Source organism: Pseudomaricurvus alcaniphilus (assembly GCF_011440395.1).
Lineage (GTDB): Bacteria > Pseudomonadota > Gammaproteobacteria > Pseudomonadales > Cellvibrionaceae > Pseudomaricurvus > Pseudomaricurvus alcaniphilus.
On record NZ_JAAOIX010000003.1, the window covers coordinates 79419 to 92554 of the forward strand.

Here is a 13136-nt window from a genome sequence, read left to right on the forward strand (position 1 = left end):
AGTATTAAGCGGAATAAACTGGAAAGTACATTAATCGAATTAGATAGAGAGTGTTCATGAAAACCGAAAATCAACCATCCAGGAATTCTCAGATTAAGATCAGTGACGATCTGCGCCGCCATTTCGAATTGACCCTCGGCCGGGACGAGGTGGGCGAATCCCACCACTATTTATACAAGGCTCTGGCTATGACCGTGCGCGACCGGCTGGTGGAGCAGTGGCGCAATACCCGCGAGCGCTATCGCAGTGAAGAACCGAAGCGTATCAACTATCTGTCCCTCGAGTTCCTGATGGGACGCAGTCTCAACAATGCCCTGCTCAACCTGGACATCGAAGACGATGTGCGCGAAGCGCTGACGGCCTACGCCTGCAGCCTGGAGGAAGTGGAGAGCGAAGAGCTGGACGCGGGGCTGGGCAACGGTGGCCTGGGTCGCCTGGCTGCCTGTTTCCTCGACAGTTGTGCCAATCTTGAAATTCCGGTAACTGGCTACGGCATCCGCTACCAGTACGGCATGTTTCACCAGAAAATCAAAAACGGCTACCAGGTAGAGAGCCCCGACCCGTGGCTGCGCAACGGCAATGTTTGGGAAATCGAAAGCCCGGACAGCACTCGGCGGGTGAAATTCTTTGGTCGCAGTGAGTACTACCAGGACGAGCAGGGCAAGCCCAAGGTTCGCTGGGTAGATACCCACGATGTGTTGGCAGTGCCCTATGATGTGCCAATTCCCGGTTACAAAAACAACACTGTCAATACCTTGCGGCTGTGGAAATCTGAAGCCACCGACGAGTTCGACCTGGAGGAGTTTAACGCCGGCAGCTACACCGATGCGGTGGCAGCAAAAAATCAGGCTGAGCAGATTACCATGGTGTTGTACCCTAATGATGCCAGCGAGCAGGGCAAAGAGCTGCGCCTGCGGCAGCAGTATTTTCTCGCCTCTGCCAGTTTGCAGGACGTAATCGGTCGCTGGGTGCGCAGAAACGGCAGGGATTTCAGTCGCTTTGCTGAGAAAAACGGTTTTCAGCTCAACGATACCCACCCGACTATCGCGGTGGCAGAGCTGATGCGGCTGTTGATGGACGAGCACGGTATGGACTGGGACAGTGCCTGGAAAATCACCACCGACACCATGGCCTATACCAACCACACCCTGTTGCCCGAAGCGCTGGAGGCCTGGTCAGTAGGCCTGGTGGGGCAACTGCTGCCGCGCCTGCTGGACATTATTTTCGAGATCAATGCCCGCTTCCTGAAGGAGGTGGCCAAAAAATGGCCTGGCGACAGCGATCGCCTGCAACGCATGTCCATCATTGGCGAAGGCGGGCACAAGAGTGTACGCATGGCCTATCTGGCGCTTGTCGGTAGCCACTCGGTCAATGGCGTGGCCGCCCTGCACACGCAGTTATTGAAGGAGGGGTTGTTCAAGGATTTTTACGAGCTGTGGCCGGAGAAGTTCAACAACAAAACCAACGGCGTCACACCGCGGCGCTGGCTGGCTCATTCCAACCCCGAGCTGCGCCAGTTGCTCAACGATACCATTGGCAATGAGTGGATTATGGAGCTGGATCGGCTGGAGAAGCTCAAGCCATTTGCCAGCAAGCGCAAGTTCACCGAACGTTTTATGGCAGTGAAGCGCAAGAACAAGCAAAAGCTGGCCGAACTGGTGCTGGCCGATTGCGGTGTGGAGTTTGACCCTGACATGCTGTTTGATGTGCAAGTCAAACGCATCCACGAGTACAAGCGCCAGTTGCTGAATGTGCTGCATATCATTCACCTCTACGATCGCATCTGCAAGGGCGATACCGATGGCATGCAGCCGCGCTGTGTATTGATTGGCGGTAAAGCGGCACCCGGCTATGTGATGGCCAAGTCCATTATCAAGCTGATCAACAACGTCGCCAAGGTAGTCAATAGTGACCCGAAAGCCAAAGACTGGTTGCGGGTGGCCTTCTTCCCTGACTATCGCGTCAGCGCCATGGAGATCATCTGTCCTGGCACGGACCTGTCCGAACAGATCTCTACGGCAGGTAAAGAGGCCTCTGGCACCGGTAATATGAAGTTTATGATGAATGGAGCGGTAACTATTGGTACTCTTGATGGCGCCAATATTGAAATCCGCGAAGCCGTTGGTGGCGAAAACTTCTTTCTCTTCGGGATGAATGCCGCCGAAGTGGAAGCGATGCGCAGCCACTACGACCCGCAAGCGGTCATCGCCGCTGATGAGGACTTGAACAAGGTCATGGATATGTTGCGCCGCGGGCACTTTAACCTGTCAGAGGTCGGGGTGTTTGATTCGATCATTGCGGCGATTGAAAGCCCCACCGACCCCTGGATGACCGCAGCCGATTTCAGGTCCTATGTGGATGCCCAGCAGCGCGTGGCCAAGGCCTATGCTGACAAGCACCATTGGGCCGAAATGGCGGTACTCAATACGGCCAGCAGCGGTCGTTTCTCAAGTGATCGCACCATTGCGCAATACCGGGATGAAATCTGGTACAAATAACGGTAAATAAACTTTGATCAAGGAGATAACTCATTTAGTTTGGCAAGGCATTTAGTGCAGCGGCTGTACACGTCCCTGGTGGGTGTGTGCAGCCGTAGCAATTCTAATCTGCAAAAGAGATAAAAAATACGGAGTGCCAACATGCAGGATCAAAACCCGCGTTACGTTAGTCGTCTTACCAAGAATACCTTCGCCCTGGTGCTTGCCGGTGGTCGAGGCTCTCGCCTCTATGAGCTCACCAACTGGCGTGCCAAACCGGCACTCTATTTTGGCGGCAAGTACAGAATCATCGACTTCCCTCTCAATAATTGCATCAATTCCGGTGTGCGCCGGGTCGGTGTGCTGACCCAGTACAAGGCGCACTCGCTGGTACGTCATATACAGCGGGGCTGGAGTCACTTTAAAAAGGAGCTCGGTGAGTTTGTTGAGATCCTGCCCGCATCCCAGCGCTATTCCGCCGATTGGTACCAGGGTACCGCTGACGCGATCTTTCAAAACCTGGATATCATTCGGGCGGAAAAGCCGGAGTATGTACTGATCCTTTCCGGCGACCATATTTACAAGATGGACTATGGCCCGATGCTGGTCAATCATGTGGAAAGCGGCGCAGATATGTCGGTCTGCTGCCTGGAGGTGCCCATCGAGGAAGCCGCCGGCGCCTTTGGCGTCATGCAGGTGAACAGCGATAGTCGGGTCATTGGTTTCAAGGAGAAGCCCGCCCAGCCGGCGCCGATACCAGGGGACGACACCCGCTGCCTGGCCTCCATGGGCAACTACATTTTTAACACCGAGTTCTTGTTCGAACAGCTCAAACTGGATGCGGCCAATAGCAAGTCATCCCACGACTTCGGCAACGATATTTTGCCGGCAATCATCGACAAATTTAACGTGCAGGCCTACCCGTTCCGGGATGAGAAGACCGGAGAAAAGGCCTATTGGCGCGATGTGGGAACTCTGGATTCCTTCTGGGCGGCCAATATGGAGCTTATTGAAACGGTCCCGGACTTTAATGTTTACGACCCGGAGTGGCCGCTGTGGACCTACCAGGAACAGCTACCGCCGGCCAAGTTTGTGTTTGATCTCGATGAGCGCCGCGGTATGGCGGTGGATTCCATGGTGTCCGGCGGTTGTATTATCTCCGGCAGCAAGTTGCGTCGATCGCTGCTGTTTTCCAATGTTCGGGTGCACTCCTATTCCACCATTGAAGAGTCCGTGATCCTGCCGGAAGCGGTTATTGGCCGCAATGTAAAGCTGAAAAAGTGCATTGTGGATCGCTCTTGTAATATCCCGGACGGGATGGAAATTGGCTTCGATATCGACCAGGACAAAGCCAACGGTTTTCGGGTTACCGACAAGGGTGTGGTGCTGGTGACTCGGGGGATGCTGGGCCAGCCCGAAGGCTTCGCCTGATCGGCAGATGGGGCGCCCGCCGCTTTTTATTGAATTAATGACGGTGCTAACGGAGCAGTGGCGGTTTGTCCTGAGTGCCCAGAGTCAGGTTGCTGACAAACGTCAAAGTACTCGACCGCAGAGTTTGATAAGAATCCAAACCCGGACAAGTAGTTATTATTTTAAACGGGCAGCTACCCTGGCGCCTGGTCGTGTTGTGAGCGGCCGACATGCCGCAAGGAAAGCTCCAGATGACAATAGCCCCCTTTGATTGCGGCGCCAATTCAACCTGGCCACAGTGCTGCAATCTGAATTTTTATCCTTAGGGAGAGAGCAATGACTGTTGTAAAGGTCAAAACAACCCCGTTTGCCGGGCAGAAGCCCGGCACCTCAGGTTTGCGCAAAAAAGTTACTGAGTTCAAGCAAGCCGGTTACCTGGAAAACTTTGTGCAGTCGGTCTTCAATGTGCTGGACGACTGCAAGGGCAAGGTGCTGGTTATCGGTGGCGATGGTCGCTACTACAATCGTGAAGCCATTCAGATTATCGTGCGGATGGCGGCAGCCAATGGTTTTGGCCGCCTGATCGTCGGCCAGGGCGGAATCCTGTCCACGCCTGCGGCCTCCTGTGTTATCCGTAAACACCAGGCGGACGGCGGCATCATACTCTCCGCCAGCCACAACCCGGGTGGCCCCGATGAAGACTTCGGGATCAAATTCAACGGCGCCAATGGCGGCCCGGCGACGGAGTCCGTCACCGAGGCCATTTACCAGGGCACTCGCACCATCGATCATTACCTGACCCTGGAGAGTCCGGCCATTGACCTGGACCGGATCGGTACCACTCAAATCGAGGGTGCCCGGGTCGAGGTCATCGATTCAGTCGCCGACTACGCCGACTTGATGGAAACATTGTTCGATTTCGAAAAGATCAGGGCACTGGTTAGCAACAAGCGCTTCCACATGTGCTTTGACGCCATGCATGCGGTTACCGGTCCCTACGCTTTGGAGATTCTGGAGAAGCGCTTGGGGGTTGAGCCCGGCAGCGTCATCCACGCAGTACCACTGGAAGATTTCGGCGGCGGTCACCCCGATCCTAACCTGGTTCACGCCAAAGAACTGGTCGCCAAAATGAATGGCGACGCACCACTGGCTTTCGGCGCCGCCTCCGACGGTGACGGTGATCGCAATATGGTGCTGGGCAGCGGCTTTTACATCAATCCCTGTGACTCGCTGGCAGTGTTGGCGGCCAATGCAACCCTGGTGCCCGGTTATAAGGATGGCTTGCAGGGTGTAGCGCGTTCCATGCCAACCAGTCGCGCGGTTGACCGAGTGGCAGCGCGACTGGATATTCCCTGTTTTGAAACTCCAACTGGCTGGAAGTTTTTTGGCAACCTGATGGACGCCGGCAAGATCACCCTCTGTGGTGAGGAGAGCTTTGGTACCGGTTCCGACCATGTGCGCGAGAAAGACGGTCTCTGGGCGGTGTTGTTCTGGCTCAATATCATCGCCGTTCTTGGCAAGCCGGCGCGTTCGATCGTACGTGAGCACTGGCAGGAGTACGGGCGCGACTACTTCACCCGCCACGATTATGAAAACGTTGATTCCGCCCAGGCCGGTTCAGTGATCGATACCCTGAAAGCCTCACTGGCGGATTTGCCGGGTAAGACGTTTGCGGGCTTTGAAGTGGAGGCGGCCGATGATTTCTCCTATGTTGACCCGGTCGATGGCAGCGAGAGCAAGGCCCAGGGCGTGCGTTTGTTTTTTACCAATGGCTCGCGTGTTGTCATTCGACTCTCCGGTACCGGTACCTCGGGAGCGACAGTGAGAATTTACTGTGATCGTTTTGAAAATGATCCGGGGCTGCTGGGCTCTGATACGCAACGGGCGCTGAGTGGTTTGATCGATGCCATTGAGGAGATTACCAAGTTACGCCAGATAACCGGTCGGCAACGTCCGGATGTCATTACCTGAGCCCCTGGGTTGGATAACAAGCTATGAATATTCTGATGGTGGCTGCAGAAAACGGCGCCTTGGCCGGCGGCAAGGTCGGCGGAATGGGTGATGTCATTCGCGATATACCGCTGGCGTTAACGCGCCAGGGGCATCACGTCGATGTGATAATGCCCGGCTATATGCATTTCTCCAAACTGCCGGGGGCGCACTTGCGGGCCGAAGTGGTTGTGCCGTTTCGGGGGCACCAGGAGCGGGTAAAGGTGTTTGAATTGCCCGCTGCGGAAGATGGTTCCCTGGTGCGCTGCTGGCTGCTCGAACACACCGAATTTGCGGCTGCCGGGGCCGGTAAAATCTACTGTGATGATCCGCCGGACCGGCCGTTTGCCTCGGACGCATCCAAGTTTGCGCTGTTTAGCGTTGCGGTGGCGCAGGCTGTTGTGGATGGTGTGCTGGACGACTATCAGGTTATTCACCTGCACGACTGGCATTCGGCCCTGCTGGCGGTGTTGGCCAGATACCACCCGTACTATGAGGCAATTTCGGCCAAAACCCTGGTCTATACCATCCATAACCTCTCCCTGCAGGGCATCAGGCCGCTGCACGGTGACAGTTCATCCCTGCACTCCTGGTTTCCCGAGCTGGTGTGCGATACCACCCAGCTCAGGGATCCCCGCTACGGTGATTGTATCAATCCGATGCGTGCCGCTATTCGCCTGTGCGACAAGGTGCACGCGGTGTCGCCGGCCTACGCCCATGAAATCCAGCGGCCCAGCGACCGGGAGCGCGGGTTTGTGGGCGGCGAAGGGCTGGAGTCTGACTTGCGCCAGGCGTGCTCCGAGGGTCGCCTGGTGGGTATCCTGAACGGTTGTGAGTACCCGGATGTCGCTGAGTCGGACGCTGGGGAGGAGGGTGCCGATTCCTCTTTGGTGGAAGGCTCGCTACTCTCCGAGGGCTCGTTGCAGGTGCTGAAGCAGCAGGTGTTGCAGTGGATTGCGGCGCAGCAAAGTGTACCCAGCGTGCATTACATCGCCGCTGACCGGATCAACGACTGGCGCCAGGCCTCCCTGCCGGACGACGTTGTGCTGGTGACCTCCGTGGGGCGTCTCACTGACCAGAAGGTGCGCCTGTTGCGTGAGCCTTTAGGAGATGGGCGCAGCGGGCTGGAACATATCCTCGATCGACTGGAGGGCAGGGGGCTGTTGCTGCTGTTGGGCAGTGGCGATCCGGTGTATGAGAGCTTTATTGCCAAAGTCGCGGCAGCCAGGAGTAATCTGTTGTTCCTCAAGGGCTATTCCGAAGACCTGGCGGAGCTCATGTACGCCCATGGTGATTTGTTTTTGATGCCGAGTTCCTTTGAGCCCTGTGGCATCAGCCAGATGCTCGCCATGCGTGCCGGTCAGCCTTGCCTGGTGCACGGTGTGGGAGGCCTGCGCGATACGGTGTCAGATAACCTCACCGGTTTTGTGTTTTCGGGCGATAGTCCTCTGCAGCAGGCGGAGAATATGGTCGAGCGTTTCAGCGAGGCGATCGCGTTGCGCAGCGAGGATCCGGATCAGTGGCAGGGCGTGAGCCAGGCTGCTGGTGCCTGCCGTTTCTACTGGTCTGATGTGGCTGAGCAATACGTGAGCCAGCTTTACGGCGGCTGATTGCCGCCGAATCTTTCCGTTTTCCTAATTACCACCTAAGCTAAGCTTCCTGCAGCCGGCACTATGTTAGGTCTGGCTTCGGGGGCTTGCTTTCAAGACCCTCGACAGCAGGGATGCTGTCGTGGAGCCTCGAGCCCGCCCCGCGAGCGGAGCGAGTGCTTTGGGTGCATGGATGGAACCTGAGCCTGCCCCGCGAGCGCAGCGAGTGCTTTGGGCACGGCGAGTCTTGAAAGCAAGTCCCTGGAGCCAGGCCGGGGGCAAAGCTGCTGTCCCAAGGGCTACAGGGCATATGTTTACTATCGCCGATAGCTGGCTTATTCATAGGCGTAATTAGGTCCGTTTTTGATTTCCCCACTGCTGCCCGGTGCTTATATGGGTCAATTATAGAGGCGCAATTAGAGAGGCGCAGGATTTCCGGTACAAGATTACAGGCAAAAAAATGGGCCCCACAAGAGGCCCAAAGCATGACAAAACACGATAAAGAGGATGGAGCGTAAAACTAAAACTTGCGCAAGCCTCTGTTGGGACAACAGCAATTGCCGGGTCGGGCAGAGGCTTGCGGGTACTGCATTTACTGCTTAACCGTCGGGCCGCGCCTGACGATTAAGCAGGGCCTGGCCAATTAAGCGGTCTTTTTCATGACGGCTTGATTCATCAGGGCGAGGCTGGTATCCAGCATACGGTTGGAGAAGCCCCACTCGTTGTCGTACCAGGACATGATTTTCACCAGGTTGCCTTGCACGCGAGTGTGGCTGCTGTCAAAGTTGCTGGAGAAAGTTGTGTGGTTAAAATCTACTGACACCAGTGGTGCCTCGGTGTAGCTCAGCACGTGGCCCAGTGAGCCTTTGGCTGCCTCCGCCATGATGGCGTTGACCTCTGCAGCGGTGGTGTCCCGCTTGGCAACAAAGGTAAAGTCCACCAGGGATACGTTAATGGTCGGTACGCGCACAGCCATGCCGTCCAGTTTGCCCGCCAGTTCCGGGATCACCAGGCCGATTGCCGCAGCGGCACCGGTTTTGGTTGGGATCATGGAGTGAGTGGCGGAGCGGGCGCGGTAGATATCAGAGTGATAGACGTCGCTCAGGTTCTGGTCGTTGGTGTAAGCGTGCACGGTGGTCATAAAGCCCGTGTCAATGCCCAGTGCGTCGTGCAGGGGCTTGACCACTGGGGCCAGGCAGTTGGTGGTGCAAGAGGCATTGGAAACAATGGTGTCTTCCGGCTTAAGGGAGTTTTCGTTGATACCATACACAACAGTGGCATCCATTCCCTTGCCAGGTGCAGAGACCAGTACTTTTTTGGCGCCAGCGCTCAAGTGTGCGGCGGCCTTGCTGCGCTCGGTAAAGAAGCCGGTGCACTCGCAGACTACGTCGACTTTCAGTTCCTGCCAGGGCAGTTTGGCGGGATCGCGCTCGGACAGTACCCGGATTTTGTCGGTACCGATAATCAGGTGCTCCTGATCGGTCTTGACGGGTAAGTGGAAGCGCCCGTGGACGGTGTCGTACTGGGTCAGGTGAGCGTTGATATTGACGTCACCGAGATCGTTGATTGCAACGATTTGAATGTAGTCGTGCAGTGATGGGCGCTCGTAGAAGGCCCTGAGAATATTTCTGCCAATTCGGCCGTAACCATTAATTGCTATGCGTATCATCAGTTGACTCCTGGGCAGTGAGTGGTTTGTAGGTGTAATTTAGTTACGCAATCTATGGATAATATCGTTTTTAGTCAATATTTATTTGGTTTAAGTTACAATGAATAGGATTTCATTACCAGAAACTGGCGATATTTTAATCTTTTCGCGTTTACAAGCGAAAATTATGAAATAAAATTACATTTTTGGCATACTTATCTCACCCAGAGTTGAACAAGGCCGGTATAGGAGTCCAGATGACACCAGGCGCGACCAATCTTTTGGGCATCATTGCCGATGCGCTGCCCACGCTGAACAAGTCAGAAAAAAAAGTCGCGAGTGTGATTCTTGCTGATCCGGAGAAGGCGACCCAATCCAGTATTGCTGTGCTGGCAGTGGCAGCCGGAGTCAGTGAGCCCAGCGTCAATCGCTTCTGCAAAAAATTTAATGCCAAGGGTTTTCCCGACTTCAAGTTAAAGCTGGCGCAGAGTGTGGTCAGCGGGATTCGCTACGTCAGCCAGAATGTGGCGGCGGAAGACGATGTCGGCTCATACACCGGCAAGATTTTCGACAGCACCATCACCAACCTGGCGCTGGTGCGGGACAAGCTGTGCCTCGACCTTGTGGACCGGGTGGTCGACAAGTTGATCCAGGCGCGGCGCGTCTATTTCTTCGGGCTCGGCGCTTCCAGTGCGGTGGCCAAGGATGCGGAGCACAAGTTTTTTCGCTTTAACCTGCCGGTCTCCTTCCATGAAGATGTATTGATGCAGCGCATGCTGGCCTCGGCGGGCACTACCGGCGATGTGTTTTTTATCATTTCCTATACCGGCAGGACCAGGGAGTTGGTAGAGTCGGCGACCCTGGCGCGGGAGAGCGGAGCGACCGTCATCGGCTTGACCGCGCCGAACTCACCGCTGGCCAAGGTCTGCCACCTGGCGATTGAGGTTGCGGTCCCGGAAAATACAGATGAATATATGCCCATGACTTCGCGCATCGTGCACCTGGTGGTGCTGGATGTGCTGGCCACTGGAGTGACTGTGCGACGGGGTCCGGAATTTCAGCCCTACCTGAAAAAGATCAAGGACAGTCTTAAATCCACCCGCTACGCCACAGATGATTGATTCGGCGTGCCGCTGCTCCTGTTAATGGCAACTGGCTTGCTAATTGCTAACTGCTAATTGCTAATTGCTCTAGCGGCTAGCCACTTGCCACTGCAGTGCTGCCCCTGGCATCGTCGGGGGCTGTTAATCAAAAACTAAAATTCACCAGTCAATTTGCGAGACGATATCTATGAATACCCCGCTTAACTCTACCCTGAGAAGCAACGTCAGTATGCTGGGGCATATTTTGGGAGAAACCATCAGCGAGGCTGCTGGCCCGGAATTCCTGGAGAAAATTGAGACCATCCGCAAAATTTCCAAGTCGGCGCGAGCGGGGGTCGAGGAGGACTGGCTGCGCCTGCGCGAGGTGCTGAGAAACCTCAAACAGGAGGAATTGCTGCCGGTGGCCCGGGCCTTTAGCCAGTTCCTGAACCTGGCCAATATTGCCGATCAGCATCACATCCTGGCGCGCGAGATGGATGGGGAGTACTCCGCCACCCGTACCCTCGACAAAACCTTCGACAGTCTGCAGGAGCTCGGTTGCTCGAAAGAGGCTATCGGCGCGGCAATAGATAACTTGCGCATCGAACTGGTGCTCACGGCCCACCCCACTGAGATTACCCGCCGCTCCCTGATTCACAAGCATGGTGAGATAGATACTTGCCTGGCGCGATTGGAGTTGAAAGGGCTTACCGCTGATGAGCAGGCGGCAATTTCCGAGCGTCTGCGAGAGTTGATCGCCCAGATCTGGCACACCCGGGATTTCCGCAGCAGTCGCCCGACGCCGGTGGATGAAGCCCGCTGGGGTTACGCGGTGATGGAGAATTCCCTTTGGGATGCAGTGCCGGATTTTATGCGCCGGCTGGACGCAACCCTGTTTGAAAACACTGGCCGGCACCTGTCCCTCGATGCCCGGCCGGTCTCTTTTGCCTCCTGGATGGGGGGCGACCGCGACGGCAACCCCAATGTGACCGCCACAGTGACCTCCGAGGTGCTGTTGCTGAGCCGCTGGCAGGCAGCTCATTTGTATATACAAGACCTGGTGCTGTTGATTGAAGAGCTCTCCATGTCGGGCTGTAATGACCGGCTGCGTGAACTGAGCAATGACGCCGGCGAGCCCTACCGGGTGGTATTGCGGTCGCTGCGGGATAAGTTGCGCAACACCCTGGACACGTTGACCTTGCAATTGGTCGGCAAGGACTCGGAGCACACCGATATCGTGCAAACCGAAGCCGAGCTGTGGCAGCCATTGCACGACTGCTACCAGTCGTTGCTGGATTGCGGCATGGCCACCATCGCCAACGGCCGCTTGCTGGACCTGCTGCGCCGGGTGCGTTGTTTTGGCGTGCACCTGTGCGCGCTGGATGTGCGCCAGGATTCGGATCGCCACAGCGCCGTGTGGGGCGAATTGACCCGCTACCTGGAAATTGGCGACTACGAGCAGTGGTCCGAGGAGGAAAAGCAGGCGTTTTTACTGGCGGAACTGGCCAGCAAGCGGCCCCTGATCCCGCAGGGCTGGCAGCCCAGTGCCGATGTCCAGGAGGTGCTGGACACCTGCAATGTTATTGCCGCACAGCCAATTAAAGCGTTTGGCTGCTACACCATTTCCATGGCCCGCCAGCCCTCCGACGTACTGGCGGTAGAGTTGTTGCTAAAGACTGCCGGAGTGCAAGGCAAACTGCAGGTGGTGCCACTGTTTGAAACCCTGGACGACCTCAATCGCGCGGAGGAAGTGGTCACCAAATTGACCTCTATCCCCAGCTATCGCGAGCATCTCGATGGCCGCATGATGGTGATGATCGGCTATTCCGACTCGGCCAAGGATGCCGGGGTGCTGGCCGCTTCCTGGGCCCAGTATCAAGCCCAGGAAGCGCTGCTGCAGGTTTGTGAAAAGGCGCAGATCAAGCTGACCCTGTTTCACGGCCGCGGTGGCACCATCGGTCGCGGTGGCGCGCCAGCTCACGCGGCGCTGTTGTCACAGCCCCCGGGTTCACTCAGCAATGGCTTGCGGGTAACGGAGCAGGGCGAGATGATTCGCACCAAGCTGGGCCTGGCGGGTTTGGCCAGCAAAACCCTGGCTCTCTATACCAGTGCCATTTTGCAGGCCAACCTGGCGGAGCCACCGGTGCCCAACCAGCAGTGGCGCACCCTGATGGACGAGCTGGCCGCCAGTTCCTGCAAACACTATCGGGCGCTGGTGCGCGACAACGAAAATTTTGTCGCCTACTTCCGCCAGGCAACCCCGGAGCAGGAGTTGGCCAAGCTGCCCCTCGGCTCCCGCCCGGCGCGGCGCAAGGCCGGCGGTGGCATTCAATCCCTGCGGGCAATCCCCTGGATTTTTGCCTGGACGCAAAACCGTTTGATGCTGCCGGCCTGGCTTGGGGCCGGCCAGGCGTTTGCGGAGGCCAGCGCCGGCGGCAAGGGCGAATTGCTGCGAGAAATGGCATCCAAGTGGCCATTCTTTGAGACTCGCCTGTCGATGCTGGAAATGGTCTACGCGAAGGCGGATATCCGCTTGTCACGCTTTTACGACCAGCGCCTGGTGGAGGAAAAGTTTGCCGGTATTGGCGAGCAGTTGCGGGAGCAGTTGGGCAAGGACACCGCCACTATTCTGCAGCTATTGAATGAAAAAAACCTGCTCCAGTACCAGACCGCAGCGCGGGAATCCATTGAGTTGCGCAGTATCTATACCGATCCGCTCAATGTATTGCAGGCAGAGCTGCTGGAGCGCTACCGGGCCCAGGCCGATGAAAGTGTTGAGCAGGCCATTATGATCACCATCGCCGGTGTGGCGGCGGGGATGCGCAATACAGGGTAAATCTGTGTGCCTCGAATCATAATTTGCGCGTGTTAGGTTAGGGCAGTGCAGTGTCCCGAAGGGAAGAGGGCTCTGTGCTGCCAGTCCCGGCAGTGATTCTATACA

The 13136-nt window shown here is 56.5% G+C and carries 7 protein-coding genes; 6 read left to right on the forward strand and 1 reads right to left on the reverse strand.

Going from position 1 to position 13136, the window contains the following annotated elements:
* Window positions 1-56: 56 nt before the first annotated feature.
* The 4 genes from G8764_RS08765 to G8764_RS08780 all read left to right on the forward strand — a co-directional run bounded on the left by G8764_RS08765 (window position 57) and on the right by G8764_RS08780 (window position 7486).
* Window positions 57-2498 (forward strand): glycogen/starch/alpha-glucan phosphorylase, encoded by a 2442-nt coding sequence (locus tag G8764_RS08765; RefSeq protein WP_166164244.1) that lies wholly within the window; start codon window positions 57-59, stop codon window positions 2496-2498.
* Window positions 2499-2639: 141 nt separating this feature from the next.
* Window positions 2640-3908: a glucose-1-phosphate adenylyltransferase gene (gene glgC, locus G8764_RS08770; protein WP_166164246.1), complete on the forward strand. Its 1269-nt coding sequence runs from the start codon at window positions 2640-2642 to the stop codon at window positions 3906-3908.
* 315 nt (window positions 3909-4223) lie between these two features.
* Window positions 4224-5858, forward strand: a complete 1635-nt coding sequence (locus tag G8764_RS08775) for an alpha-D-glucose phosphate-specific phosphoglucomutase (RefSeq protein ID WP_166164248.1) — start codon at window positions 4224-4226, stop codon at window positions 5856-5858.
* A 23-nt stretch (window positions 5859-5881) separates the two neighbouring features.
* The gene (locus G8764_RS08780) at window positions 5882-7486 is read left to right on the forward strand and encodes a glycogen synthase (RefSeq protein ID WP_166164250.1); all 1605 of its coding nucleotides are present in this window, start codon (window positions 5882-5884) and stop codon (window positions 7484-7486) included.
* Window positions 7487-8108: 622 nt separating this feature from the next.
* Here G8764_RS08780 and gap read toward each other — a convergent pair.
* Window positions 8109-9134, reverse strand: coding sequence for a type I glyceraldehyde-3-phosphate dehydrogenase (gene gap / locus G8764_RS08785; protein WP_207951794.1), 1026 nt, complete (start codon window positions 9132-9134; stop codon window positions 8109-8111).
* 236 nt (window positions 9135-9370) lie between these two features.
* On the opposite strand from gap, the gene hexR reads away from it, so the two are divergent.
* Window positions 9371-10234, forward strand: a complete 864-nt coding sequence (gene hexR, locus G8764_RS08790) for a transcriptional regulator HexR (protein WP_166164252.1) — start codon at window positions 9371-9373, stop codon at window positions 10232-10234.
* A gap of 169 nt (window positions 10235-10403) precedes the next feature.
* Complete coding sequence (gene ppc / locus G8764_RS08795) at window positions 10404-13031, forward strand: phosphoenolpyruvate carboxylase (RefSeq protein ID WP_166164253.1); 2628 nt, start codon at window positions 10404-10406, stop codon at window positions 13029-13031.
* The last annotated feature ends 105 nt before the right edge of the window (window positions 13032-13136 follow it).